Annotated in this window: 26 protein-coding genes (1 of these 26 only partly in view); 11 read left to right on the forward strand and 15 right to left on the reverse strand. The window is 60.0% G+C overall.

Annotated elements, in window-relative coordinates; genetic code table 11:
• From msrQ to LOY31_RS24550, 6 genes are all read right to left on the reverse strand, one after another.
• Positions 1-540, reverse strand: the 5' portion of a protein-coding gene (gene msrQ / locus LOY31_RS24525; protein WP_221535427.1) for a protein-methionine-sulfoxide reductase heme-binding subunit MsrQ. It extends 84 nt beyond the left edge of the window; the window shows 540 of its 624 coding nt (coding positions 1-540); the start codon lies at positions 538-540; its stop codon lies off the left edge, out of view.
• Positions 540-1,553: a protein-methionine-sulfoxide reductase catalytic subunit MsrP gene (gene msrP, locus LOY31_RS24530; RefSeq protein WP_085608663.1), complete on the reverse strand. Its 1,014-nt coding sequence runs from the start codon at positions 1,551-1,553 to the stop codon at positions 540-542. The genes msrQ and msrP overlap by 1 nt, the downstream gene beginning before the upstream one ends.
• A 62-nt stretch (positions 1,554-1,615) precedes the next feature.
• Positions 1,616-2,473, reverse strand: a complete 858-nt coding sequence (pssA, locus tag LOY31_RS24535; protein WP_007959662.1) for a CDP-diacylglycerol--serine O-phosphatidyltransferase — start codon at positions 2,471-2,473, stop codon at positions 1,616-1,618.
• Between the two features lie 147 nt (positions 2,474-2,620).
• Positions 2,621-3,637: a ketol-acid reductoisomerase gene (gene ilvC / locus LOY31_RS24540; protein ID WP_007959661.1), complete on the reverse strand. Its 1,017-nt coding sequence runs from the start codon at positions 3,635-3,637 to the stop codon at positions 2,621-2,623.
• 48 nt (positions 3,638-3,685) lie between these two features.
• The gene (gene ilvN / locus LOY31_RS24545) at positions 3,686-4,177 is read right to left on the reverse strand and encodes an acetolactate synthase small subunit (RefSeq protein ID WP_003176102.1); all 492 of its coding nucleotides are present in this window, start codon (positions 4,175-4,177) and stop codon (positions 3,686-3,688) included.
• Positions 4,178-4,179: 2 nt separating this feature from the next.
• Positions 4,180-5,904, reverse strand: a complete 1,725-nt coding sequence (locus tag LOY31_RS24550) for an acetolactate synthase 3 large subunit (RefSeq protein WP_085608788.1) — start codon at positions 5,902-5,904, stop codon at positions 4,180-4,182.
• Positions 5,905-6,304: 400 nt separating this feature from the next.
• Between LOY31_RS24550 and LOY31_RS24555 the strand changes: the two genes are divergently transcribed.
• Positions 6,305-6,721, forward strand: coding sequence for a DUF4124 domain-containing protein (locus LOY31_RS24555; protein WP_007959651.1), 417 nt, complete (start codon positions 6,305-6,307; stop codon positions 6,719-6,721).
• Positions 6,722-6,739: 18 nt separating this feature from the next.
• Here the strand turns inward: LOY31_RS24555 and LOY31_RS24560 are convergent, their stop codons facing one another.
• Genes LOY31_RS24560 through mrcB form a run of 3 tightly spaced genes read right to left on the reverse strand, consistent with a single transcriptional unit; the run spans position 6,740 to position 10,162 of the window.
• On the reverse strand, positions 6,740-7,075 hold the full coding sequence (locus tag LOY31_RS24560; RefSeq protein WP_064599443.1) for a YqcC family protein: 336 nt from the start codon (positions 7,073-7,075) through the stop codon (positions 6,740-6,742).
• Entirely contained in the window at positions 7,075-7,821 is a 747-nt protein-coding gene (locus LOY31_RS24565; RefSeq protein WP_007959642.1) for a hypothetical protein, read from the reverse strand. The genes LOY31_RS24560 and LOY31_RS24565 overlap by 1 nt, the downstream gene beginning before the upstream one ends.
• A 16-nt stretch (positions 7,822-7,837) precedes the next feature.
• Entirely contained in the window at positions 7,838-10,162 is a 2,325-nt protein-coding gene (gene mrcB, locus LOY31_RS24570) for a penicillin-binding protein 1B (protein ID WP_007959641.1), read from the reverse strand.
• A 118-nt stretch (positions 10,163-10,280) separates the two neighbouring features.
• Here mrcB and LOY31_RS24575 point away from each other — a divergent pair, with 118 nt between their 5' ends.
• From LOY31_RS24575 to LOY31_RS24590, 4 genes are all read left to right on the forward strand, one after another.
• Complete coding sequence (locus LOY31_RS24575) at positions 10,281-11,837, forward strand: bifunctional aminoglycoside phosphotransferase/ATP-binding protein (RefSeq protein WP_221535425.1); 1,557 nt, start codon at positions 10,281-10,283, stop codon at positions 11,835-11,837.
• Positions 11,838-11,928: 91 nt separating this feature from the next.
• Entirely contained in the window at positions 11,929-12,273 is a 345-nt protein-coding gene (locus tag LOY31_RS24580; RefSeq protein WP_007959639.1) for a pentapeptide repeat-containing protein, read from the forward strand.
• A gap of 220 nt (positions 12,274-12,493) precedes the next feature.
• Positions 12,494-12,766, forward strand: a complete 273-nt coding sequence (locus LOY31_RS24585) for a TfoX/Sxy family protein (RefSeq protein ID WP_003228231.1) — start codon at positions 12,494-12,496, stop codon at positions 12,764-12,766.
• Positions 12,767-12,781: 15 nt separating this feature from the next.
• Positions 12,782-13,564 (forward strand): Crp/Fnr family transcriptional regulator, encoded by a 783-nt coding sequence (locus LOY31_RS24590; protein ID WP_221535424.1) that lies wholly within the window; start codon positions 12,782-12,784, stop codon positions 13,562-13,564.
• A gap of 226 nt (positions 13,565-13,790) precedes the next feature.
• Here LOY31_RS24590 and LOY31_RS24595 read toward each other — a convergent pair whose 3' ends face one another.
• Genes LOY31_RS24595 through LOY31_RS24610 form a run of 4 tightly spaced genes read right to left on the reverse strand, consistent with a single transcriptional unit; the run spans position 13,791 to position 17,337 of the window.
• Positions 13,791-14,642, reverse strand: coding sequence for a ChaN family lipoprotein (locus LOY31_RS24595; RefSeq protein WP_221535423.1), 852 nt, complete (start codon positions 14,640-14,642; stop codon positions 13,791-13,793).
• A 21-nt stretch (positions 14,643-14,663) separates the two neighbouring features.
• Positions 14,664-15,431, reverse strand: coding sequence for a heme ABC transporter ATP-binding protein (locus tag LOY31_RS24600; RefSeq protein WP_085608668.1), 768 nt, complete (start codon positions 15,429-15,431; stop codon positions 14,664-14,666).
• Positions 15,431-16,414: an iron ABC transporter permease gene (locus LOY31_RS24605; RefSeq protein ID WP_176247740.1), complete on the reverse strand. Its 984-nt coding sequence runs from the start codon at positions 16,412-16,414 to the stop codon at positions 15,431-15,433. The genes LOY31_RS24600 and LOY31_RS24605 overlap by 1 nt, the downstream gene beginning before the upstream one ends.
• A 50-nt stretch (positions 16,415-16,464) precedes the next feature.
• Positions 16,465-17,337 (reverse strand): hemin ABC transporter substrate-binding protein, encoded by an 873-nt coding sequence (locus LOY31_RS24610; RefSeq protein WP_221535422.1) that lies wholly within the window; start codon positions 17,335-17,337, stop codon positions 16,465-16,467.
• Positions 17,338-17,499: 162 nt separating this feature from the next.
• Between LOY31_RS24610 and LOY31_RS24615 the strand changes: the two genes are divergently transcribed.
• A complete protein-coding gene (locus LOY31_RS24615) occupies positions 17,500-17,817 on the forward strand; it encodes a Rieske (2Fe-2S) protein (RefSeq protein WP_221535421.1) in 318 nt (105 codons plus the stop codon).
• On the opposite strand, the gene sfsA is transcribed toward LOY31_RS24615, so the two are convergent.
• Positions 17,814-18,527, reverse strand: coding sequence for a DNA/RNA nuclease SfsA (gene sfsA / locus LOY31_RS24620; RefSeq protein WP_221535420.1), 714 nt, complete (start codon positions 18,525-18,527; stop codon positions 17,814-17,816). The two genes, LOY31_RS24615 and sfsA, sit on opposite strands and share 4 nt — an antisense overlap.
• Positions 18,527-19,699, reverse strand: coding sequence for a pyridoxal phosphate-dependent aminotransferase (locus LOY31_RS24625; protein WP_007959618.1), 1,173 nt, complete (start codon positions 19,697-19,699; stop codon positions 18,527-18,529). The genes sfsA and LOY31_RS24625 overlap by 1 nt, the downstream gene beginning before the upstream one ends.
• Positions 19,700-20,033: 334 nt before the next feature.
• Here LOY31_RS24625 and dksA point away from each other — a divergent pair, with 334 nt between their 5' ends.
• From dksA to LOY31_RS24650, 5 genes are all read left to right on the forward strand, one after another.
• Positions 20,034-20,477 carry an RNA polymerase-binding protein DksA gene (dksA, locus tag LOY31_RS24630; RefSeq protein WP_007959616.1) on the forward strand — a complete coding sequence of 148 codons (444 nt, stop codon included), beginning with the start codon at positions 20,034-20,036 and terminating at the stop codon, positions 20,475-20,477.
• A gap of 83 nt (positions 20,478-20,560) precedes the next feature.
• Positions 20,561-21,457: a tRNA glutamyl-Q(34) synthetase GluQRS gene (gluQRS, locus tag LOY31_RS24635; protein ID WP_085608673.1), complete on the forward strand. Its 897-nt coding sequence runs from the start codon at positions 20,561-20,563 to the stop codon at positions 21,455-21,457.
• A 77-nt stretch (positions 21,458-21,534) separates the two neighbouring features.
• Complete coding sequence (locus LOY31_RS24640; protein ID WP_003176118.1) at positions 21,535-21,711, forward strand: hypothetical protein; 177 nt, start codon at positions 21,535-21,537, stop codon at positions 21,709-21,711.
• Positions 21,695-24,649: a sensor histidine kinase gene (locus tag LOY31_RS24645; RefSeq protein WP_007959612.1), complete on the forward strand. Its 2,955-nt coding sequence runs from the start codon at positions 21,695-21,697 to the stop codon at positions 24,647-24,649. The genes LOY31_RS24640 and LOY31_RS24645 overlap by 17 nt, the downstream gene beginning before the upstream one ends.
• 22 nt (positions 24,650-24,671) lie before the next feature.
• Positions 24,672-26,108, forward strand: coding sequence for a sigma-54 dependent transcriptional regulator (locus LOY31_RS24650; protein ID WP_258712311.1), 1,437 nt, complete (start codon positions 24,672-24,674; stop codon positions 26,106-26,108).
• Positions 26,109-26,695: the final 587 nt, after the last annotated feature.

Below are 26,695 nucleotides of genomic sequence, written 5' to 3' on the forward strand. Positions count from 1 at the left end.
AAGGAAAACACCTATAAAGGCATAGATTGCCCACTCCTTAAGATCAGCACGCACAATCCACAACATATGCAGCAATCCCAACCCGAGAATCACATACACCAGCCGGTGCAACTTCTTCCAGCGGGTACCTAAACGGCGCTGACTGTATCGGTTGGAGGTAATCGCCAATGCAAACAACCCCAGAAAACCCAGAGCACCCACAATGATGTAGGGACGTTTGCGCAGCTCGACACCGAGTTGCGACCAGTCGAAACCGAGAATGAACGCCATATAGCTGCAAAGATGCAGAACCACATAGGCAAAACACCAGAGCCCCAACTGACGGCGCACGGCAATCCACCCGGCCCACCCCGTAAGTTTCTGCAGCGGCGTCATACTCAGGGTGATCAACAGCAATACCAATGTCCCAAGCCCTAGCCGATCAACCAGAACCTTCCCCGGATCTGGCCCAAGCAGATCCGCAAAAGCCTGATAGAACCACAACAGCGGCCAGATCGCCGCAGCCAGGAAAACGCCTACGCGCCAGATCGGATATCGCATCAGTAGTTCTTCCGCAGATCGAGCCCTGTATATAAAGAAGCGACCTCATCCGAGTAGCCGTTGAACATCTGCGTATCACGCACATTCGGCTTGAACAGACTGTTAGGCAGTCGCCGCTCCCGCGCTTGAGTCCAGCGTGGATGGTCGACAGTAGGGTTCACATTCGCATAGAACCCGTACTCATCCGCAGCAATGCTCTGCCAGGTTGTCTTCGGCTGTTCGCTGACCAGACTGATCCGCACGATGGATTTGACGCTTTTGAAGCCGTACTTCCAAGGCACCACAAGACGCAACGGCGCACCGTTCTGGTTTGGCAATTCGCGGCCATACATACCCACCGCCAAAATCGCCAAGGGATTCATCGCCTCATCCAGACGCAAACCTTCTACATAAGGCCAGTCGATCAGGGCAAATCCCGAACGCTGTCCGGGCATGCTCTTCGGATCCTGCAAGGTTTCGAAGCGAATGTATTTGGCATTCGAAGTAGGTTCTACCTGCTTCAACAGTGCCGAGATGGGAAAACCGATCCAGGGAATCACCATCGACCACGCCTCGACACAACGCAGGCGATAAATACGCTCTTCCAGCTGGTAAGGCTTCATGAAGTCTTCCAGGGCATAACGCCCAGGCTTACCCACCTCCCCGTCCACGACAACAGTCCATGGTTCGGTTTTCAAGGAAGCGGCATTGGCCGCCGGATCACCCTTGTCGGTACCGAACTCATAGAAGTTGTTGTAATGGGTGGCGTCCTTGAAAGGTGTGATCGCCTCATTCTTGACGTTCACCGCGCCCCATTTGACAGAGGGCAACTTCTCGGCAAACCAGGCGGGCGCTTTTCCGGCCTCTACATCGGCATAGCGGGCAGCCTCTTCGGCACTGGCCCAGCGCGGCAAAGTGCTCACGGCCAAACCGGCCGCAGTCGCTCCGAGCAATTGTCGGCGAGAGAGATAAATGGATTCAGGCGTTACGTCCGACTCATGGCAATCGGACGCTTTGGGGACTTTGATCAGCATGGCAACTCCGCAGCTTTGGAGGACAGATGCACCATAGACTGCGGAGTATGAGGGAAATTACATCACTCGGCGTGTTTGTGACGACGAAGATGCAACAGATACTGCACCGGGCCCGACGCGGCATAAGCGAGGAACACCAGCAGCAGAATGCGAGGCGGATCGCTGAACACCACGGCAAAGACCAGCACCACCGCAAGGATCGCCACGAAAGGCACGCGCCCCTTCAAATCCAGCTCCTTGAAGCTGTTGTATTTGATGTTGCTGACCATCAGCATGCCGGCAGCCGCCACCATCAGTGCAACCAGGAATGACATCTTCGAACCCTGGATCCCGTAATCACTGAACGCCCAGACAATACCCGCGACCACACCAGCAGCAGCCGGGCTGGCCAGGCCGATGAAGTAGCGCTTGTCGGCGGTACCTACCTGAGTGTTGAAGCGCGCCAGACGCAATGCCGCACCCGCCACATAAATGAAGGCAACCATCCAGCCGACCTTGCCCATGTCACCCAGCGCCCAGCCGAATGCCAGTAATGCCGGCGCGACACCAAAGGCGACCATGTCCGACAGCGAGTCGTACTCGGCGCCGAAGGCGCTTTGGGTATTGGTCATGCGCGCTACGCGACCATCAAGACCGTCGAGCACCATGGCGACAAAAATCGCGATGGCAGCAAAGGCAAAGTACTTGCTCGCATTCGCCGAGTCACCGGCGCTCAGCGCAGCCTGGGCACTCATCGAGTTGATGATGGAATAGAACCCTGCGAACAGGTTCGCAGTGGTGAACAGATTCGGCAGAAGATAGATACCACGATGCCGGACTTTACGGCCTTCTGCGTCATGCCCTTCTTCGATGTGCTCATCGATGGGCAGCAGGCTTTCGGCGTCGGAAGCCTGGTTCGGCTCTTCGGGACGTTCGCTCATGGACAGTACCTTGCAACGGATTGGACATTTTCGACAGGTGTCTGGGACGACGGTTCGGCCACAAACGATGCAGCTTTATACCAGAACCGCCCGCCCATACGAAAAAACGCGGCCGAGGCCGCGTTTTTTCATACAAGGTTCGACGACTTAGTTTTTGGCTTTGTCGACGATCTTGTTGGCACCGATCCACGGCATCATGGAGCGCAGTTGCTCGCCGATGATTTCGATACCGTGAGCGGCGTTGTTACGACGCTTGGCGGTCATCGAAGGGTAGCCGGTTGCGCCTTCGCTGATGAACATTTTGGCGTATTCGCCGTCCTGAATACGTTTCAGGGCGTTGCGCATGGCCTGACGGGATTCGGCGTTGATCACTTCCGGACCCGTCACGTACTCGCCGTATTCAGCGTTGTTGGAGATCGAGTAGTTCATGTTGGCGATACCGCCTTCGTACATGAGGTCAACGATCAGTTTCAGTTCGTGCAGGCACTCGAAGTAGGCCATTTCCGGCGCGTAGCCAGCTTCAACCAGGGTTTCGAAACCGGCTTTTACCAGCTCGACGGTACCGCCGCACAGAACGGCTTGTTCGCCGAACAGGTCGGTTTCGGTCTCGTCCTTGAAGGTGGTTTCGATGATGCCGGTACGACCGCCACCCACGCCGGCGGCGTAGGACAGTGCAACGTTCTTGGCATTGCCCGAAGCGTCCTGGTAGATCGCGATCAGGTCAGGGATACCGCCGCCCTTCACGAATTCGGAACGTACGGTGTGGCCCGGGGCTTTCGGCGCGATCATGATCACGTCGAGGTCCGCACGCGGAACAACCTGGTTGTAGTGGATCGCGAAGCCGTGGGAGAAGGCCAGAGTGGCGCCTTTCTTGATGTTCGGCTCGATTTCGTTCTTGTACAGCTGGGACTGGAACTCGTCCGGGGTCAGGATCATGACCAGGTCGGCGCCGGCAACAGCGGCAGCCACGTCGGTCACTTTCAGGCCATGGGCTTCAGCCTTGGCAACGGTGGCCGAACCTTTACGCAGACCGACGGTAACGTCGACACCGGAATCTTTCAGGTTGCACGCCTGGGCGTGGCCCTGGGAGCCGTAACCGATGATGGCAACTTTCTTGCCCTGGATGATCGACAGGTCGCAGTCTTTATCGTAGAAAACTTTCATGAATTTCCCCTTTATATCCAGGCCGTTCAGGCCATTCGCTAATTTGGTTTAGATGCTGAGTACTTTGTCGCCGCGGGCAATACCGGTGACGCCACTGCGGACGGTCTCCAGAATCGATGCGGTGCCGATGGACTGAATGAAGCTGTCGAGCTTGTCGCTGGTACCGGTCAGTTGAACGGTATACACGCTGGCACTGACGTCGACGATCTGTCCACGGTAAATATCGGTGGTGCGTTTGATCTCGGCGCGCTGGGCGCCAGTGGCCTTGACCTTGACCAGCATCAGTTCGCGCTCAATGTGAGCACTTTCCGACAGGTCCACCAGCTTGACCACTTCGATCAGCTTGTTCAGGTTTTTGGTGATCTGCTCGATGACTTCATCGTGGCCAACAGTGGTCAGCGTCAGACGCGACAGGGTCGGGTCTTCGGTTGGCGCCACGGTCAGGCTTTCGATGTTGTAGTTGCGCTGCGAGAACAGGCCGACTACGCGAGACAAAGCACCGGGTTCGTTTTCCAGAAGCAAGGAAATAATGTGCCGCATGATTAGGTACGCTCCGTCTTGCTCAGCCACATATCGCGCATGGAGCCGTCTTTGATCTGCATCGGATAGACGTGCTCGCTGGTGTCGACCGAAATATCGATCACCACCAGGCGATCTTTCATGGCGAACGCCTCTTCCATCTTCGACTTCAAATCTTTCGATTCGGTGATGCGCACGCCGACGTGGCCATAGGCTTCAGCCAGCTTGACGAAGTCAGGCAAGGATTCCATGTAGGAGTGCGAGTGACGGCTGCCGTAACTCATGTCCTGCCACTGACGAACCATGCCCAGAACACCGTTGTTCAGGATGACGATCTTGACCGGCAAACCGTATTGCAGGCAGGTCGACAATTCCTGGATGTTCATCTGGATACTGCCTTCACCGGTGACGCACGCAACATCGGTGTCAGGGAAGCTCAGAGCGATACCCATCGCGGCCGGCAGACCGAAGCCCATCGTGCCCAGGCCACCGGAGTTGATCCAGCGGTTCGGCTTGTTGAACTTGTAGTACTGCGCAGCAAACATCTGGTGCTGGCCCACGTCGGAGGTCACAAAGGCGTCGCCCTTGGTCACTTCGCACAGGGTTTCGATCACGGTCTGTGGCTTGATCTTGCTGCCGTCGCCCTTGTCGTAAGGGAACAGGCCGCGATCACCGCGCCACTCATCAACCTGCTTCCACCAGCTGGCGACCGCTTCCTTGTTCGGGGTTTCGCCGATTTCCTTGAGGATCGCGACCATTTCGGTCAGGACGCTCTCCACCGGACCCACGATTGGCACGTCGGCCTTGATGGTCTTGGAAATCGAAGCCGGGTCGATGTCGATGTGAATGATCTTGGCGTTCGGGCAGAACTTCGGCGCGCCGTTGATCACGCGATCGTCGAAACGCGCACCGACCGCCAGGATCACATCGGCATGGTGCATCGCCAGGTTCGCGGTGTAGCTGCCGTGCATGCCGAGCATGCCGATGAACTGACGATCAGTGCCAGGGTAGCCACCCAGGCCCATCAAGGTATTGGTAACCGGCAGGTTGAGCATTTGCGCCAACTCGGTCAGCGGCGCGGAGCCGTTGCCGAGGATCACGCCACCGCCGGAGTACAGCACAGGACGCTTGGCCGCCAGGAGCATTTCTGCCGCCTTGCGGATTTGCCCGGAGTGACCGCGAACGGCCGGGCTGTAGGAACGCAGTTTGGCTTTCTTCGGGAAGATGTATTCGAACTTCTCGGCCGGGTTGGTCATGTCTTTCGGGATATCGACCACGACCGGGCCCGGACGACCGGATTGCGCCAGGTAGAAGGCCTTCTTCATGACTTCCGGGATTTCGGACGCGTGCTTGATCATGAAGCTGTGCTTCACGATCGGCCGGGAGATACCGATCATGTCGGTTTCCTGGAACGCGTCGGTGCCGACCATGGTGCTTGGCACCTGACCGGAAATGATCACCATTGGAATCGAATCCATATAAGCGGTGGCGATACCGGTGATGGCGTTTGTGGCGCCTGGACCGGAAGTCACCAATACCACGCCGGCTTTACCGGTGGCACGGGCGTAGCCGTCAGCCATATGGGTAGCCGCTTGTTCGTGACGAACCAGGATGTGGGTCACTTCCGGTTCTTTGAACAGGGCATCGTAAACATGAAGGAGAGCACCACCCGGGTACCCGTAGATATATTTGACGCCTTCGTCACGCAAAAAGCGGACGAGCATCTCACCGCCAGATAAAAGCTCCACGTTGTTCACCTCTAAAACGCCAGAATACCGTCCACAAAAAAGCGAACGGGTCTTAATAGGTTTACTTCTCGGCAGAGCATGAGCGACGGTGGTCGCCGACTACGTCAGCACTGACTGAGCAAGTATTGGGATCGTCCCAAGTGTTGCGGGCCTTTCCCACCCAGCGCGAGGTAACGCGTTGCGGGTGTAACAGGTCGACGCGGATATGCGCCTCATGATCTGCCGAGAGGGTCTGCTTCTGGCAGTCCCTGTACAGCGGACTTTGGATTCTTCTGTTTCGCCCTCTGCAAGTCAAGTCGTCTATGTGCTTAATTGTGGGTAAGCACATGAGAACGCAAGAAAAAACCTGGAAACCGCTACTCTGTTAGCTTCAATTGCGCAGTTTTGCCAAGGAATCAGCATGCGAACGCTTCTCTTAACTCTGCTAATCGGCGCCAGCCCATGGTGTATGGCCGGTCAGATCTACAAATGGGTCGATGCCCAGGGCGTCACCCATTTCGATCAGCAGCCACCACAAGGGCAGTCATCCACCGCCGTGAAGACGCCCTCCTCTACCGCACCAATACCTGCCGCATTACCTGGCAGCGGCGCGCTGGGCGACCAGAAAGCCATCGATGACAAGGTCAAGAAGCAAGTGGCCGAGCAACAGAATCAGCTCACGGCATTTTGCGAACAGGCGCGCACGAATCTCGCGCAACTGCAGAACAATCCGCGTTTGAGGGAGGAGGTAGAGGGAGAATTGCGGCGGCTGAGCGACGACCAGCGCCAGCAACGTACTGCGGAGGCACAAAAACAGATTGCGGAAAACTGCCAGTAACCACTGGCAGTTTCCGGTTCAGCGCGAAGCGGTGATCAGCAGGTCGAACTCTTTGAGCAATACCTGAAGCTGCCGATCTTTGCCCTGCAGATTGCGCTGGGCAAAAACCATCTCGGCCATTTCCTGAATGCCCGAGGCATTGGGCAATGGCAGATCCTGTTCGAGGATCATCTTCATCCGCGGCAGGAAGATCCATTGCAGCCACTGCTCGAAATCGAGGGTGTCGACCGAAAACGGCTCGACACTGCTCAAGGCTTCGACCGAGGGCTGGACGTCATCCCACCAGCCCTGGGCGCGCAGTTCACGCTCGATCAAGAGCAATTGATCGGCGACCTTGGAGAAACGACTGTCCATCACAGCGAAACCTTGGCCTTCTGACGGGCCAGAGTGGCGCCGGCGGAATCACCTTGCTTCTCACGTGCCTGAGCGATCAATTCCCACAGACTGGCCTGCAAGTCCGGACGACCATTGGCCATGGTCAGTGCACGGCGAGCGGTCTGCTCGGCTTGCGGCGCATCGCCCTGGGCCATGCGCACCTGCGCCAGACGGTAAAGCACTTGCGGCTCGCGCGGCGCTACACGCTGTGCACGCTCCAGGCTGGAAGATGCGCCGTTGAGGTCGCCACCGGCCTGCTGCTGTTGCGCAGTACTCAACAGTGCGAGAACCGGGCCGTCCAGTTGTTCATCGGCAGACAGACCGCCGCCACTGCTGGCCGAAGGAATGCCGCTGGGCGTCGAAGGCATGCTGTAGCTGCCGGAGCTGATCGGCGCCGACTCGACCGCCGAAGGGTTGTACGGCCCCGGCGTGATGCCGCCGGACGCCGGGCCCGGAACGATCGGCGAAGAGCTGATCGGTGCCGAAGCCGCTGCGCCGCCCGGCACCATCACTACCACACCGGTATCACCTTGCGGGATCGCCTGGGTCTGGGCCTGTGCAGGACGTTTCACCGTCGTTTGACGGAAACCGCCATTGGCCGAAATGCGCTCGCTGTTGGATACGGCAGTGCCGGAGTCCACAACCGGAATCGAACCACGCTGTACGGTGGAGCAGCCGCTGAGCAAAGCCACGGCGGTCACCGCTGGAATCAACCACTTGTTCACTTGAAACCCTCTTTGCTTAATTCATCCAGCCCTTGACCCAATCCATCACCGACTCGCCCGATGCCGGGCTTTCGCCCGCGCAGGAGGCGCCGGGTGGCGGTTCGCTGCCGCGAATATACGGCATCTGCACGGCGCCCGGACAGTTGGCATCGGAGCCCTGGCCGGTACGCGAATCGACCCAGGCCTGCACCACGTTATCCGGCTGCGGCATGTCCAGCGGCAGCGGATCGGCTTTGCGCATGAAACTGGTCCAGACCTGCAACGCACCGGTAGCGCCGGTGAACGGCGTCTTGCCGTTGTCGTCACGGCCGAGCCAGACCACCGCCAGCAGATCCTGGCTGAAGCCGGCGAACCAGCTGTCGCGCGAATCGTTACTGGTACCGGTCTTGCCCGCCAGTGTCAGGGTTCTTGGCAACACGTTATAAACCGAACTGCCGGTACCTTCACGCATAACCCGCTGCATGGCGTTCTGGATCAGATAGATAGAGGCCGGATCGAACCGTTGCTCGATCTGGAACGGATAACGTTTGAGCGGCTCGCCATCGGCAGTCAGCACGCTGCGGATCCCGCGCATAGGCGTATTGAACCCACCGTTGGCCAGGGTCTGGTACATGGTCGCGACTTCGATCGGGGTCATGCCGCCAGCGCCGAGCAACATCGACGGGAACGCCGGAAACTCACGGGTCACGCCCAGTCGCGCGAGCGTCTTGAGGACATTCGGAACACCGACCGCCAGACCGAGACGCGAGGTCGACAGGTTGTAGGAATGCGCCAGCCCCTGATATAGGAACACTGTGCCGTGGGAGCGGCGGTCATAGTTCTGTGGTTTCCAGACCTGACCGTCCGCGCCTTTGATCGAAAGCGGGTCGTCCGACAGCCAACTGGTCAGCGTGTACTGGCTCGGTTTCTCCAGCGCCGTCAGATAAACCGCCGGCTTGATCAGCGAGCCGATCGGCCGCACGGCATCCAATGCGCGGTTGAAGCCGGCAAAACTCGCCTGACGGCTGCCGATCATGGCCTGGACTTCACCGGTTTCCGGGTTGGTCACGACCATCGCCGCTTCCACGTCGTCGGAACCCTTGCGACCGGACAGGCGCTTGAAGGTGTCGTTGACCGACGCTTCGGCTTTCATCTGCAGGATCGGATCGAAACTGGTGAAGATCCGCAGGCCCTCTTCGGTCAAGTCTTCGTCGCGGTAGTCTTCACGCAACTGGCGTTTGACCAGATCGATGAAGCCCGGGAAAGAACTGTCGGCCAGCTTGCCGCGCGTGGTCACGCCCAGCGGCATTTTCTTCGCGGCGGCCACTTGTTCGGCGGAAGCAACGCCCTGCTGCTCAAGCACGTCGAGCACCAGATTACGTCGCTCCAGCGCCCGCTCCGGGTTGCGACGCGGGTTGTAATAGGACGGACCTTTGACCATGCCGACCAACAACGCTACCTGGTGCAGCTTCAGCTCAGACAAAGGCTGAGCAAAGAAGAACTGGCTGGCCAGACCGAAACCGTGCACCGCACGCTGGCCGTCCTGACCGACAAAGACTTCGTTGAGGTAAGCCTCAAGGATTTCCTTTTTGTCGTAATGCAGCTCAAGCAGCATCGCCATCATCGCTTCGGTGAGCTTGCGGGTCAGGCTGCGTTCGTTGGTGAGGTAGAAGTTCTTGACCAGTTGCTGGGTCAGCGTACTGCCGCCTTGGGTCATCTTGCCGCCCGAAGTGTTGACCCAAACGGCACGGGCAATCGATTTCGGCGACACGCCCCAGTGGCTGTAGAAATCCCGGTCTTCCACGGCGACCAGGGTTTCCAGCAGATACGGCGGCACCTGATCGAGCTTGATCAGAATCCGGTCTTCGAGGTTTTTCGGGTAGATACCGCCGATCATCAGCGGCTCCAGGCGTACCACGGAGAGCTTCGAACCGTTGGTCGCCGAGAGTTCGGCCACGTAATCGCCGGAGAAACGCACGCGCACCGGCTGCGGTTTCTCAAGGCCTTCGTAGAACTGGAAGCCACGGGTATTCAGATCAACCGTGTTGCCGTTGACCGCCGCCGCGCCGGGACCGTTGCTCACGGCTTCGCGGCGATAGCCCAGGGCATCGAGTTCGGTGAGGAAATCGTCCTTGCTCAGCTTCTGTCCGACGAACAGCTCGAGCGGACGCGCGTACACCTTGGCCGGGATGGTCCAGCGCTTGCCGGAGAACTTCTCCTGCACCACGGCATCGAGGTAAACGGCGAAGCCGGCCAGCACCACAAGGCCGACCAGACTGAGTTTAAGGGCCCAGCCCAACCATGGGCGCAGGCCCCGGGAAGCTGGTTTTTTAGGGGTACGGGGGGATCGAGTACGAGTCATGGCGGCGGATTATACGCACTTTATTCATACTCAACAGGAGCGCTCCGAGGTTTGCGTCGGGCTGGCGAGCGGCCATAATGAGCGCCTTGAATTTCCCCCAGTCTCTGAAGGATCGTCCGTGAGCCAGTCCCTGATCGCTGCCCTGCAAAACCCGGCCCTCTACCCGCACCCCGTCGAAGGGTTCCAGGTCATCGAAACCCATATCTCGTGGGTACTGCTCACCGGCCCCTACGCCTATAAAGTGAAGAAGCCGGTGAATTTCGGCTTCCTTGATTTTACCGCTCTCGATTCCCGTGAACACTTCTGCGGCGAAGAGCTGCGTCTGAACCAGCGCCTGACCGAAGATTTGTATCTGGAAGTGATTCCAGTGACCGGCAGCGCCGAAGCCCCGCAACTGGGTGGCGAAGGCCCGGCCATCGAATACCTGCTGAAAATGCGCCAGTTCCCGCAGACCGGCCTGCTCAGCACCCTGCAAGCCAACGGCGAGCTGACCGCCGCGCACGTCGACGCGATGGCCGAGCAGATCGCCCGCTTCCACCTCAACGCGCCGAAAGTCCCGGCCGAACACGACGCCGGTACGCCTGACAGCGTGATGGCGCCGGTGCGCCAGAACTTCGAACAGATCCTGCCGTTCCTCAGCGACAAGAACGACCTGCTGCAACTCGACGCCCTGCAAGCGTGGGCCGAAAGCAGCTTCGATCGCCTGAAACCACTGTTCGCCCAACGCAAGGCAGACGGTTTAACTCGCGAATGCCACGGTGACATTCACCTGGGCAACGCCACGCTGATCGACGGCAAAGTCGTGATCTTCGACTGCATCGAATTCAACGAACCGTTCCGTTTCACCGACGTCTGGGCTGACACCGGTTTCCTGGCGATGGACCTGGAAGACCGTGGCCTGAAATCCCTGGCCCGTCGTTTCATCAGCCAGTATCTGGAACTGACCGGCGACTACCAAGGCCTGGAAGTGCTGAACTTCTACAAGGCTTACCGTGCGCTGGTACGTGCAAAGGTTGCACTGTTCAGCATGCCGGCCGACGCCACTCCGGTGCAGCGCGCCACCACCCTGCGCCAGTACCGCAACTACGCCAACCTGGCGGAAAGCTACAGCACCATTCCTTCGCGCTTCATGGCGATTACCCACGGCGTGTCCGCTGTAGGCAAAAGCCATGTGGCCATGCGCCTGGTCGAAGCGCTGGGCGCGATCCGTCTGCGCTCCGATGTCGAGCGCAAACGTCTGTTCGGCGAGCAAACCGTTGCCAATGATGTTCAGGCCGGGATCTACAGCGCCGATGCCAGCACTGCGACTTATGCTCGTCTGCATGAAATCGCCGAAGTGATCCTGCACGCCGGTTTCCCGGTGGTGATCGACGCCACTTACCTCAAGCGCGAACAACGCGACAACGCCGCCAAGGTCGCCGAAGCCACTGGCGCGCCATTCCTGATCCTTGACTGCAATGCTCCGCAGGCCGTGATCGAGAGCTGGCTGGCGATTCGTCAGGCGGACAAGAAGGATCCGTCCGACGCGACCCTCGCCGTGATCGAAGCACAACAGGCCAACCGCGAAGCCCTGACGCCGGAAGAAATCCTGCGCAGCAAGCGCGTGCAGACCAATGAATCCGGCACCCTCGACACCGTCGTGGCGCAGATTCGCCAGCGCCTGCCAGGTCTGTAAGAAACTATTTCGGCCGTGAAGCCCTCGCTCGCTTCACGGCCGTCAAATAGTGGCACTATACTGGCGTCATAAAACCAACAGGTGATTTGACATGAGCCAGCCGAAACTTCTCGACACCCCGCTTTATGCCTTGCTGCACAAAGACGACATCACAGGTTTCAACAATGAACGCCCGAAAGACGGCCCGATCGACATGGTTGGTGGTGATTTCCGTGGCCTCGACCTGCGTGAACTGAACGCCGATGGCGTGGATTTCCGGGACGCCTACTTCCGTTCCGCCGACCTGCGCGGCATCGACTTTCGCAACGCCTCGCTGGAAGGCGCGAGCCTGGCTCATGCGCAGATTTCCGGGGCCTACTTCCCGCCGGAGCTGAGTGCCGACGAAATCCTGATGTCGATGAATTTCGGTACACGCCTGCGTTATCGCACCCGCTGAAGCTTTTAAAAACCTGAACCGTCCAGCGCCCCCGCTTTGCGCTGGACTGCGTGCTATTGGTAATTCTCCCTCGCCCTCCCCGTCCTGATTCATCAGTGAAAACTGACGTTTCTTAGAAGCGTTTGCGTTGAATCCGACCAAACAACCACGCTTTTCCTACTGATGGCTACACTCCTGAGAAGCTCGCCCACGCACCATTCGGCCGTCGCAAGGAGGCTTGATGAATGATGAACTGCAACACCTGAAGAATCTTGGCAAGACGTCGGCGCAATGGCTGCATGCCGTGGGCATCCATAGCGCCTCCGATTTGCGTCGCCTCGGTGCGGTGGATGCCTACCGGGCCGTGCGCACTCGCGGGTTCCGGGCGTCGAAGGTGTTGTTGTACGCGATCGAAGGGGCGTTGATGGATGTGCACTGGAACGACATTCCCGCCGAACGCAAGGATGCGCTGAACAAGCAGCTGGAAGCCATTTCCTCTCGCCACAAGAACTAACGGGCACTGAACGCCATGTACCTGCTCGGGGAACAATCGGCCCAGGCCGATGCATTGATCAACCACTTGCAGAGCTTGCCTGCGCAATGGCTTGAAGGCCTGTCGCCGTGCGGGCCAGCGCTGGAACTTGAAGCCACGGATGATCTGTTGGCACGTTTGCCGGACGACCAGTTGTTCTTGCTCACTCAAGGTGTCGTCACCGGCCGGCTGGGTGGACGTGGTCTGTTCTATTGGCATGAGGGCGATTTGATCGGCCTGCAACAGGGTCCGGAATGGGCGGATTGCACGCTGTACTCGGACAGCCCGCTGACATTACTGCCCTATCGCCGAAGCGATTTGTTTCAACATGTGTACGGCGAAACGTCGCGATCGGAGCAGTTTCTGCGCTACCTGCTCGGGCAGATGGCGTTGCTGGCGCACGCAGTCGCCGAGTTCAAGCCGCGCGAATTTCGCAGCACCAACGGTTTCAAGCGGGTTGAAGCCGGGGACGTTCTGATCCGCGAGGGCGATGTCGCCGACCATGTGTTCGTGATTATCGAAGGACACGCCGAAGCATTTGTTAACGGGCACAAGGTAGGCGACGTGCCCAGGGATGAAATATTCGGCGCAATGGCGGTGTTTACTGGCGAGCCGCGCAACGCGACGGTCATTGCCCGGGAGGCGAGCACCGTAATGCTGATTCCCGGCGATCAGTTTCTGAGCATGACCCGCACCAATCCGAAAATCGCCCACAGCCTGATCGAAAGCATGGCGAGGCGTATCGACCAGCTCAACAAGCAGCTCACAGCCCAGATCTGACGCCCGGATTCACCGGGCGTTTACGCCATTGCCGGGACAAAACGACAGAAATGAAAAAACAGCAGTTGACTTGGTAATGAGAATCGCTATGATTATCACAACTGGTCGCGAGATCAGTCGATATTCTGAAAAGCCCTTGGTTCGGACTCTCAGATTATCTCCTCATCAGGCTAATCACGGTTATTTGACCCGGTTTTTACCGGGTCTTTTTTTGCCTGTGGAAAAGTCATTTTTTACTGAACTGTTTACGCATCTCGGCGCAATAATCCGGTTTCGGGGTGGCTGGTGTGTACCAGACATAATCAGCCATCGCCGCCGTAACCTGACTGCCCTGCTCCGCCAGCATCAGCACCGTCGGCGCTTCCGGCGCGCCCAGATCCAGCACATGCAGCGGCACACCCACATCCTTGCGCGCGTGATACGCACCCGCCAATAACAAGGCAGGCGCAGGCGCCGCCAACAAACGCGAGGCCATGCGCCGATCCCGTTGTTGTTGAACGGCCAGCATCGCCGGCATTTGTGATGACGGCAGCAAGCCGCAGTGAGAATCGCCGATCTGCTCCAACAGCGTCTCTTTCACGGATTTGGCGTTGCTGCGCTCACCGCTCAAAACCGGAGGATCGCGATAGAACGCACGAATTTCGATGTTATCGAGGTTGGCTGCCAGCAACGGCCAGGATTGCGTCAGGGCGAACCGCACAATCGGGCCGTAGAGATTCCAGTCCCAACCGTCCTGCCAGGCCAATGCAGCGGGAAGATCAACCGGTGGCGTTGTGGCATGTCGCACATCATCAACCCGCGACTGTTGATCGGGCGTCAGCATTTCCAACAGGAGACTGCCTTGGGGTCGCGTTTCTTCGAGGTTCTGCAACAACCACAATTGAAGGGCATGGTGATCGGCGTTGTCATGCTGTTCGCCAATGATTAGCCGCGTCGGCCTGCTCAGTTGCGTCAGTAATTGCTGCGCCGTCAGACTCTCGCCGCTACGCAGATCACGGATCTCGCCCACGACCGGCGGCTCCGCAACATGCTGGCAACCCGCAAGCCACAACACCGCCAACAGCAGAATCCCGCGCATACCCTCACCTCGATGACGACATCAGCGGGCGATGATCAGCGGATGCCCGCGCTCCGGGTGCGGCTGCACCAATACTTCCAGACCGAAAACCGCCTTCAGCGATTCAGGGCGCAACACCTGTTGCGGCGTATCCAGTGCGACCGGGAGACCGCCTTCAAGCAGCAGGATGCGATCACAATAGCGCGCCGCCAGATTCAGATCATGCAGGATCACCAGAACTGCCGCGCCGCGATCGGCAAATTCGCGCACTGCCTGCAGCGTCGTATGTTGATGCAATGGATCGAGCATCGAGGTCGGCTCATCGAGCAGCAACGTCTGCCCCGCCTGTCCTGGCCAGAGCTGCGCCAGCACCCGCGCCAGATGCACGCGCTGACGCTCGCCGCCGGACAACGCCAGATAACTGCGGCCACTCAGGTGCCCGGCATCGGCCGCCCGCAATGCGGCAGCGACGATCTCGTCATCGCGCACCCGCCCGCTCTGATAAGGCAGACGCCCCATGCCGACCACTTCTTCAACACGAAAGGCGAAATCCAGGGTCGATACCTGCGGCAACACCGCCAGCCGCTGCGCGCGCTGAGTGCCACTCCAATGACTCAAGGCCTCACCGTCCAGCAGCACTTCCCCCTCGTGCGCGCTCAGCTCACCGCACAGCGCGCCGAGCAAGGTGCTTTTGCCGGCGCCATTCGGCCCCAACACGCCAAGCACTTCGCCCGGTTCGAGTTGCAGGCTGACATCGGCCAGAACGGTCTTGCGGCCACGGCGGATGTGCAGATTGTGCGCACGCAGCATCAGGCACGCCCTCGCAGCAACAGATAAAGGAAGAACGGCGCACCGATGAACGCCGTGACGATGCCGATCGGCAGTTCCGCCGGCGCCAGCGCCAGCCGCGCCACCAGATCCGCCAGCAGCAACAGACTCGCCCCGGCCAGCACCGATGCCGGCAGCAACACCCGATGATCAGGCCCCGCGAGCAAGCGCACCAGATGCGGCACCACCAGCCCGACAAAACCGATCATGCCCGCCGCTGCCACCGCCGCACCGACACCCAGCGCCGTGCAGAACACCAGCTCGCGCTTGAGCCGTTCTACATCGATCCCCAGATGCCCGGCTTCCGATTCGCCGAGCAGCAACGCATTGAGCGCCTTCGCCCGCCGTGGAAGCCAAAGTGCAACACCGGCGGTGATGATCAGCAGCGGCCACAACCGCGCATAGCTCGCGCCGTTAAGGCTGCCCAGGTTCCAGAACGTCAACGTGCGCAATGTGGCGTCGTCGGCCAGATAGGTAAACAGCCCCACCGCCGAACTGGCCAGCGCCGTCAGAGCGATACCCGCCAGCAACATGGTCGCAACATTCGTCTGCCCGTTACGGCGACCGAGTCGATAGACCAACGCCGTTACGCCGAGGCCACCGAGAAACGCGCAAACCGACAGCAGATAAGGCCCGAACCACTCCGGCAATCCGCCAAAAAACGAACCGCCGACAATCGCCACCGCCGCGCCCAACGCCGCACCGCTCGAGACGCCGACCAGCCCAGGATCGGCCAGCGGATTACGAAACAACCCCTGCATCGCCACCCCGGACAGCGCCAGCACACCGCCGACTGCCAGCCCGAGCAACGTACGCGGCAGACGAATCTGCCCGAGAATCAGTTCAGCCTGTTCCAGCCCGTCCGGCGCCAGCGGCACACCGATCAAGCGCAGCGCAGCGCGCAAGGTATCGAACAACGGCAGACTGACCGGCCCCAACGCCAGCGACAGCCAGATCGCCAGCAGGCACAGCAAGATCAGGCCGATGAACAAGCCACGGGGTTTGACCAGCGTGGTCATTGGCCGCTCTGGGCCGGGTAGAAACCGTCAGACAGGGTCTTGAGCGCAGCCGGCAAACGCGGCCCGAGCCCGCCCACCAGCAGCGTCGGATCCAGCTCCAGCACGCGTCCGGTCTTGGCCGCACGGCTGGAATTGAGGATCGGGTTTTCCTTGAACAGCGCCGTTTTCGCCGCCTCGCCGGTCAGCGCACGGTCAGCGAATACCAGCACTTCAGGATCGAGGCTGGCCAGGGATTCCACAGAAAACGGCTTGTACCCGGTGTGGGTCGCAAGGTTATGCCCGCCCGACTGTTGCAGCAGCCAATCGGCGGCGGTGTCTTTGCCGGCGATCAGCGGTTTGCCGCCGGCATGTCCGAGCAGCAACAGCACGCCCGGCGCTTTCTGCTGGGTCTGCGCTTCAGCCACTCGCGCCTTTTGCGCATCAAGCTGCTGTTGATAACTTTGCAGCAATTGCGCGGCCTGGCTTTCGGCGCCCAGCAACTGACCCAGATGGGTGACATTTTTTTCCAGTGTCGGCAGATCCGGCTGAGCCGAAAACAATTCCACCTGCACCTTGGCACTGCGAACCTGCGAGATCACCAGGGGCGGGCCCATTTCTTCGGTGCCGATCAGGATGTCCGGGCGCAGGCTGAGAATGCCTTCGGCCGACAGGCTGCGCTGATAGCCGATGCTCGGTAGCGACTTGAGAGACTCGGGATGCTGGCTGGTGGTGTCGACGCCTACCAGTTTGGCCTCGCCACCCAGCGCACTCACCCACTCCGACAACGCACCGCCGGCGCTGACCCAACGTTGCGGCAACTCGGTCGCTGCAGCCTGGTGGCTGACCAACAGTCCGACACACAGCACGGCAACGCGGGTACTCAGGCGCATAGACAGCTTCCTTGAAAGGTTTTCCCGGACATCGGGACGGCAGGCCAAGTATCCTCGGCAGCGGTCACCTCGCCACGGGTGAAGGCGGCCATTTGATAATTGTTTGCATTTGAACGTCAAGCTCGGACATATCCAGACACGAGCCGACATTTGAGGATAGCCATGAAGTTTCTTTGCGCGGGCGCCGATCTGGTTGAGGACGGCAGTCGCGGTTTCGATATTGACGGGAAAAAACTGTTTGCCGTGCGCCGCGCGGGGCGGGCTTACGTCTATCTCAATCGCTGCCCGCATCGGGGCGTCGGACTGGAATGGCAGCCCGACCAGTTTCTCGACCCAAGCAACAGCCTGATCCAGTGCGCCACCCACGGCGCACTGTTTCTGATCGAAGACGGTGAATGCGTCGCCGGCCCGTGCGCCGGGCAATCGCTGACGGCCATCCCTTGCCGTGAAGACGCGCAGGGGCTGTGGATCGATGTTTAACCGTTGAGCAGCACATCCAGGCGCCGGTCGATCACCATCTCTTCATGGCTCAAACGCACGCCGTACGCCAGGACTTCGACCCCGCACGCCACCGCCTCACGCAGCGCAGCGGCGTAGGCCGAGTCGATTTCCTCGGCAGGACGCACCGCTTCGATACCGGTGAGATTGACGCAGTACAACTGCACCGCGCGAATCCCGTCCCTGGCCAGATGCGCCAGCTCACGCAAATGCTTGGCGCCGCGCTCTGTCACCGCATCGGGAAACGCTGCCACTGCCGTGCCGTCGAAACCGAGCGTGACGCTTTTCACTTCCACGTAGGCCGGGCCCGTCGGATAGTCGAGGCGAAAATCGATCCGGCTCTTTTCCTGTCCGTATGCCACTTCGCGCTTGAGCCCGGTAAAGCCGTTCAGTTCACTGATTACGCCCGCCTGCAAGGCCTCTTCGACCAGTGCGTTGGCGCGCCCGGTGTTCACGCAAAACAGCCGGCCCTGCGGTGTTTCGCCGACTTCCCAGGTACCGGGCAGCTTGCGCTTCGGGTCATTGGAGCGGCTGAACCAGACCTGCCCGCCCTCAACCTGGCAATTGAGCATCGAGCCGGTGTTCGGGCAATGAATGGTCAGCAACTCGCCGCCAACGGTTTCGATATCGGCGAGAAAACGCTTGTAACGGCGGATCAACCGGCCTTCTTCAAGAGGAGGATGAAAGCGCATCAGCCTTGCCAGCTCTTCAAGCCACGGGCGATGCGTTCCACCGCTTCCTGTAGGCGAGGGAGGTTTTGCGTGTAGGCAAAGCGCACATGATGCCCGGCCTGATAGCGGCCGAAATCCAGCCCCGGAGTGAATGCCACATGTTCGGTTTCGAGAAAATGCCGACAGAACGCGAAGGCATCGCCGCCGAACTGGCTGATATCGGCATACAAATAGAACGCGCCTTCCGGCTCCACGGCAATGTTGAAACCCAGTTCACGCAATGCCGGCAGCAGGAAGTCGCGACGACGGCCGAACTCGGCGCGGCGCTCTTCGAGAATCGCGATGGTGTCCGGCTCGAAACAGGCCAGCGCTGCGTGTTGGGCCATGCTTGGCGCGCTGATGTAGAGGTTCTGCGCGAGCTTTTCCAGCTCACTGACCGCCGCATCCGGCGCCACCAGCCAGCCGAGGCGCCATCCGGTCATGCCGAAATATTTGGAGAAACTGTTGAGGACAAATGCACTGTCATCGACTTCCAGCACACTGGCTGCGTCGGTGCCGTAAGTCAGGCCGTGATAGATCTCGTCCACCACCAGATGCCCGTGACGCGCCTTGATGGCTGTGGATAAACCGGCCAGCTCATCGCGTGTCAGAATCGTACCGGTCGGGTTGGCTGGCGAAGCGACCAGCGCGCCGACGCTGTCGTGATCCCAGTGGCGCGCCACCAGGTCCGGCGTCAGTTGATAGCGAACGTCCGGGCCGACCGGCACAAGCTGCGCCGCGCCTTCGACCAGTCGCAGAAAATGCCGGTTGCAAGGATAGCCGGGGTCGGCCAGCAGCCAGTGCTTGCCCGGATCCACCAGCAACGCGCTGGCCAGCAGCAACGCGCCGGAGCCGCCCGGCGTGATGAGAATCCGTCGGGGATCGATGTTGAGGCCATAGCGCGTTTGATAGAAGCCGGAAATCGCCTCGCGCAGCTCGGGAATGCCACGGGCCGCGGTGTAGCGGGTTTTCCCGTCTGTCAGGGCTTGCTGACCCGCGCGGATGATCGGCTCGGCGGTGGTGAAGTCAGGTTCGCCGATTTCCAGGTGGATCACATCGTGGCCGGCGGCCTGCAATTCATTGGCCCGCGCCAGCAACGCCATCACATGGAACGGTTCGATCGCACGACTGCGCGCACTGTAGGGCTGAGCCATTGGCCTTCCTTCAACGAGGGAAAAGAAACGATTCTACCCATCTGCCGGAACGAGCGAGAACCCGCAACGGTCACAGCCTCAAGAACACTGGACTGTAACGACCCGGGCGTACGCTCCAGGATTGACTAAAATCAGTGATTGAGCAGGTCTGCAACATTGCCGGACATGGCTTGGCAAACATTTGCAAGCCCCACTGGCCGCGCGCTCGACATCCGGGAGTAGCGCGGGCCGAATTGATCTGGTAAGTTCGCCCGCTTGCAGCCGCAGGGCCGGCAGGTGTCGGTGATGGAGCAATCCTGCGCAATGGATTACAAGAGTAGAGGCGGTCCATTTCATGCCCACCCAAGCAAAGCAACAGGCAAGTCAGACACTCAGCGGTTTCGAACCCTACGTCCCGAAAGCGGGCGAAGAGTACATGGGCGCTCCAATGCGCGCGCACTTCACCAAGATCCTGACCAAGTGGAAACTGGACTTGATGCAGGAAGTCGACCGCACTGTTGATCACATGAAAGACGAAGCGGCCAACTTTCCTGATCCGGCCGACCGTGCCAGTCAGGAAGAAGAGTTCGCCCTCGAGCTGCGCGCCCGCGACCGCGAGCGCAAACTGATCAAGAAGATCGACAAGACCCTGCAACTGATCGAAGACGAAGAGTACGGCTGGTGCGACTCTTGCGGCATCGAGATCGGCGTCAAGCGCCTCGAGGCCCGTCCGACTGCCGACATGTGCGTCGACTGCAAGAACCTGGCGGAAATCAAGGAAAAGCAGGTCGGCAAATAATCCCGGCCTGAACGAAAAACGGAGCGTGCGAACGCTCCGTTTTTGTTTCTGCTGTTCTTTGACTCTCAAGTAACATCGCCCTCATGACTGCCAACACCTCCCCCGCCTACATTGGCCGCTTTGCCCCGACCCCCAGTGGACACCTGCACTTTGGCTCGCTGGTAGCGGCGCTCGCTTCTTATCTGGATGCCCGCTCGGTGAATGGCCGCTGGCTGGTGCGCATGGAAGATCTCGATCCGCCTCGCGAAGAGCCGGGCGCGCAAGCGGCGATTCTCAAGGCACTGGAAAGCTATGGCTTCGAATGGGACGGCGAAATGGTCCGCCAGAGCGACCGGCACGAAGCCTATGCTCAAGTCCTCGACAGCCTGTTCAATCACGGCCTGGCCTACGCCTGCACCTGCTCGCGCAAACAACTGGAGCCGTACCACGGCATTTATCCGGGACTGTGCCGCAATGCCGGCCATGGTCAGGAAGACGCCGCGATCCGCCTGCGCGTGCCAGAGCTGGAATACCACTTCATCGACCGGGTGCAGGGCGAATACCGCCAGCACCTGGGCCGTGACGTGGGAGATTTCGTGATCCGCCGCCGCGACGGCCTCTACGCCTACCAACTGGCGGTGGTACTGGACGACGCGTGGCAGGGCATCACCGACATCGTGCGCGGTGCCGATCTGCTCGACTCCACGCCACGCCAGCTCTATCTGCAGGAATTGCTGGGCCTGCGCCAGCCGCGCTATCTGCATCTGCCACTGATTACCCAGCCGGACGGCAACAAGCTCGGCAAGTCCTATCGCTCGCCACCGCTGGAAGCCGATCAGGCCACACCATTGTTGCTGCGGGCCTTGCGCGCACTGGGGCAAAACCCGGGGCTCGAACTGGCCCACGCCTCGCCGCAGGAACTGTTGAACTGGGGCAGCGCCCACTGGGATGCCTTGAAAATCCCGCGCACACTGACCCTGCCCGAAGCGCAACTGCTGTGACGACACTTGCAGTGGCGCGCCCATCCGTTACCATCGCCGCACGTTTTCGGGCACGCGCATAAAAAAGAGAGGCCGGGATGTACATCTATCGCTTGGTCCTGCTTCTGGTCGTGGGGATCTACCTGTTTTCTCCCGCCATCATGGATTGGTGGATCGACGCTACGGGCGCCTGGTATCGCCCTTATCTGCTCTGGCTGATCCTGATTGTCGTGACCTTCATCCTGCAGAGCCAAAAAGATGCCGATGAGCTTTAGCCTGACCCAGATGCTGCTGATCAGCGCCGCCTACCTGGCCGCGTTGTTCGGGGTGGCCTGGATCAGTGAACGGGGCATGATCCCGCGGGCGATCATTCGCCATCCGTTGACCTACACCCTGTCGCTGGGGGTCTACGCCAGTGCGTGGGCATTCTATGGCACGGTCGGTCTGGCCTATCAGTACGGCTACGGTTTTCTGTCCAGTTATCTCGGGGTATCCGGCGCGTTTCTGCTGGCGCCGGTGCTGCTGTATCCGATCCTCAAGATCACCCGTACTTATCAACTGTCGTCGCTGGCGGATCTGTTCGCCTTCCGCTTCCGCAGCACCTGGGCTGGTGCGCTGACCACGATTTTCATGCTGATCGGCGTATTGCCGCTACTGGCGTTGCAGATCCAGGCCGTGGCCGATTCAATCGGCATCCTCACCGGCGAACCTGTGCAGAACCGCGTGGCCCTGGCGTTCTGCGCACTGATCATCCTGTTCACGATCTTCTTCGGCTCCCGTCACATCGCCACCCGTGAAAAGCACGAAGGGCTGGTGTTCGCGATTGCTTTCGAATCGGTGATCAAACTGGCCGCCCTCGGCGGCGTCGGCCTCTACGCGCTGTACGGCGTATTCGACGGCCCGCAGCAACTTGAACTGTGGCTGCTGCAGAACCAGACCGCCCTCGCCGCTCTGCACACACCGTTGCAGGAAGGCCCGTGGCGCACGTTGCTGCTGGTGTTTTTCGCCTCGGCGATCGTGATGCCGCACATGTATCACATGACCTTCACCGAAAACCTCAACCCACGCTCGCTGGTCAGCGCAAGCTGGGGCCTGCCGCTGTTCCTGCTGCTGATGAGCCTGGCCGTGCCGCTGATTCTCTGGGCCGGCCTGAAACTCGGCGCCACCACCAATCCGGAATACTTCACCCTCGGTATCGGCATCGCCGCCAACAGCAAGTCGCTGGCGTTGCTGGCCTATGTCGGCGGACTGTCGGCAGCCAGCGGCCTGATCATCGTCACCACGCTGGCGCTGTCGGGCATGGCCCTGAACCATCTGGTGCTGCCGCTCTACCAGCCACCGGCCGAGGGCAATATCTATCGCTGGCTGAAATGGACCCGCCGGGCACTGATCGTCGCGATCATCATGGCCGGCTTCTGCTTCTATCTGATGCTGGGCGCCGAGCAGGATCTGGCCAACCTCGGCATCGTCGCCTTCGTTGCGACCCTGCAATTCCTGCCGGGTGTGCTGTCGGTGCTGTACTGGCCGACCGCCAATCGCCGCGGCTTTATCGCCGGTCTGCTGGCGGGGATTGTGGTGTGGGTCGTGACCATGCTGTTGCCGCTGGTCGGCAATCTGCAGGGTTTCTATATTCCGCTGCTGAACATGATCTACGTGCTGGACGACACCAGTTGGCACATGGCGGCCATCGCCTCGCTGGCAGCCAACGTCCTGATGTTCACGCTGATTTCGCTGTTCACCAATGCCAGCCCCGAAGAGGCCAGCGCCGCCGAAGCCTGCGCGGTGGACAACGTACGTCGTCCGCAGCGCCGCGAATTGCACGCCGCCTCGCCGCAGGAATTCGCCACGCAACTGGCCAAACCGCTGGGCGCCAAGGCTGCGCAGAAAGAAGTCGAGCAGGCCCTGCGCGACCTTTATCTGCCATTCGACGAGCGCCGCCCTTATGCCTTGCGCCGTCTGCGCGACCGGATCGAAGCCAACCTCTCCGGTCTGATGGGCCCGAGCGTCGCCCAGGACATGGTGGAAACCTTCTTGCCCTACAAGGCCGGCGGCGAAAACTACGTCACCGAAGACATCCACTTCATTGAAAGCCGCCTCGAGGATTACCACTCGCGTCTGACCGGGCTGGCCGCCGAACTCGACGCCTTGCGCCGCTACCACCGCCAGACCCTGCAGGAACTGCCGATGGGCGTCTGCTCGCTGGCCAAGGATCAGGAGATCCTGATGTGGAACAAGGCCATGGAAGAACTGACCGGGATTGCCGCGCAACGGGTGGTCGGCTCGCGCCTGAGCACCATCGCCAATCCGTGGAAAGATCTGTTGCAAGGCTTCATCCACCTGCCCGACGAGCACTTGCACAAGCAGCACCTGGCTCTCGACGGCCAGACCCGCTGGCTGAACCTGCACAAAGCGGCCATCGACGAGCCGCTGGCACCGGGCAACAGCGGCCTGGTGCTGTTGGTGGAAGACCTGACCGAAACCCAGATGCTCGAAGACAAACTGGTTCATTCCGAGCGTCTGGCCAGCATCGGTCGACTCGCAGCGGGTGTTGCTCACGAAATCGGCAATCCGATCACCGGCATCGCCTGCCTCGCGCAAAACCTGCGGGAAGAGCGCGAAGAGGACGGTGAGCTGACGGAAATCAGCGGCCAGATCCTCGAGCAGACCAAGCGCGTTTCACGCATCGTCCAGTCGTTGATGAGCTTCGCCCACGCCGGCAGCCATCAGCACAGCGACGAGCCCGTCTGTCTGGCGGAAGTCGCCCAGGACGCCATCGGCCTGCTGGCCCTGAACCGGCGCAATTTCGAAGTCCAGTTCTACAACCTGTGCGATCCCGATCACTGGGTCGAAGGCGATCCGCAGCGGCTCGCCCAGGTTTTGATCAATCTGCTCTCCAACGCCCGTGACGCCTCGCCTGCCGGCAGTGCGGTACGCGTGAAGAGTGAAGCCGGCGAACACACGGTCGATCTGATCGTCGAAGACGAAGGCAGCGGTATTCCGTCGAGCATCATGGATCGATTGTTCGAACCCTTCTTCACCACCAAGGATCCTGGCGAAGGCACCGGTCTGGGCCTTGCACTGGTCTATTCCATCGTTGAAGAGCATTATGGACAAATCACCATCGACAGCCCGGCTGATGTTCAGAGCCAGCGCGGCACCCGTATCCGGGTGACATTGCCGCGCCATGTCGAAGCGACGTCCGCTGTGAACTGAGACCGTCGAGAGTATCGAATCAATGCCGCACATTTTGATCGTCGAAGACGAAACCATTATCCGCTCCGCCTTGCGCCGCCTGCTGGAACGTAACCAGTACCAGGTCAGCGAAGCCGGTTCAGTGCAGGAAGCACAAGAACGCTTCAGTATTCCCACATTCGATCTGATCGTCAGCGACCTGCGACTGCCGGGCGCTCCGGGTACCGAGCTGATCAAGCTCGGCCAGGGCACGCCGGTGCTGATCATGACCAGCTACGCCAGCCTCCGCTCGGCGGTCGACTCGATGAAGATGGGCGCGGTGGATTACATCGCCAAGCCTTTCGACCACGATGAAATGCTTCAGGCTGTCGCGCGGATCCTGCGTGATCGCCAGTCGGCGCCTGCCGCCGGCGAAGCGGCTCCTGCCAAACCGGCCAATGGCAGCGGCAAATCCGCCATCGACAACAGCAATGGCGAAATCGGCATCATCGGCTCGTGCCCGCCGATGCAGGACCTTTACGGCAAGATCCGTAAAGTCGCGCCGACCGATTCCAATGTGCTGATCCAGGGCGAATCCGGTACCGGTAAAGAACTGGTGGCCCGCGCCCTGCACAACCTGTCGAAACGGGCCAAGGCACCGATGATCTCGGTGAACTGCGCCGCCATCCCGGAAAGCCTGATCGAGTCCGAACTGTTCGGTCACGAGAAAGGTGCGTTCACCGGTGCCAGCGCCGGTCGCGCCGGTCTGGTGGAAGCGGCGGACGGCGGCACGCTGTTCCTCGACGAGATCGGTGAATTGCCACTGGAAGCCCAGGCTCGTTTGCTACGCGTACTGCAGGAAGGCGAAATTCGCCGGGTTGGCTCGGTCCAGTCGCAGAAGGTCGATGTCCGGTTGATCGCCGCGACCCACCGGGACCTCAAGAGCCTGGCGAAAATCGGTCAGTTCCGTGAAGACTTGTACTACCGCCTCCATGTGATCGCGTTGAAACTGCCGGCCCTGCGCGAGCGTGGCGCCGACGTCAACGAAATCGCCAATGCGTTCCTTGCTCGTCAGAGCGCCCGCATCAACCGCACCGACCTGAAATTTGCCGCCGATGCCGAACAGGCGATCCGGCACTATTCCTGGCCGGGTAACGTGCGGGAGCTGGAAAACGCCGTCGAGCGCGCCGTGATTCTGAGCGAAAGCCCGGAAATCTCTGCCGACCTGCTGGGCATCGACATCGAGCTGGGCGACCTGGAGGACGACGAATTCATCGGCCTGCCGGCTCAACAGCCCGGTAACGCCAGCAACAGCAGCCACGAGCCGACCGAAGATCTGTCACTGGAAGACTACTTCCAGCATTTCGTACTCGAGCATCAGGACCACATGACCGAGACCGAACTGGCGCGCAAACTGGGCGTCAGCCGCAAATGCCTGTGGGAGCGTCGTCAGCGTCTGGGCATTCCACGGCGCAAGACCGGGGTCGCCAGCGAGAGCTGAACGTTACCTGTCGAGTGGGCGGGTAACGGTTGAGGATGTGAAAAAACTGTTACCTCAGTCTTTTCACGTAACAGAAGCCGGGGTTATCGGTAACGAAACCCCGGCTTTTTTTCGCCCTGCGAAAACGGTTATATCGACCTAACCCCTTGTTTTATTGGGGTTCGCAAAAGTTGGCACGGCACCTGCTATATGTTTGGTACAAGAACAATAACAAGCAATGCACAAGACAATAAAAATAAGACGAATCGACTCACGCACAATAAAAACAAGACGGCGAGAGGCGCAGCTAACTGATTCTTTTGGAGAGGCGTTGTATTTGGGGCTAGCCCCACGACCAGGCCGAGAACAACAAAAACTGTCTTAAGACAGAGCCTGTACTGGTTGGATCGCAAGATCACTGCAACACAGCGACCAAAGCAATCCGTTTGCTCTTGGCTCCCGATTGGGAGGGTCATGAAGGAAAAGCTTCATGGCGAGGGCACTCAACAAAAACAAGAAGCCCGAATCAATAATAAAAAGAGCACGCAACTACTTCTTGGGGAGCTTCGGCTCCCCTTGTAGTTTCTCCTTTACGGTAAATCCCCCCT

The sequence above is a fragment of the Pseudomonas sp. B21-021 genome, from assembly GCF_024749205.1.
In the GTDB taxonomy this organism is placed as follows: Bacteria; Pseudomonadota; Gammaproteobacteria; order Pseudomonadales; family Pseudomonadaceae; genus Aquipseudomonas; species Aquipseudomonas paraglycinae.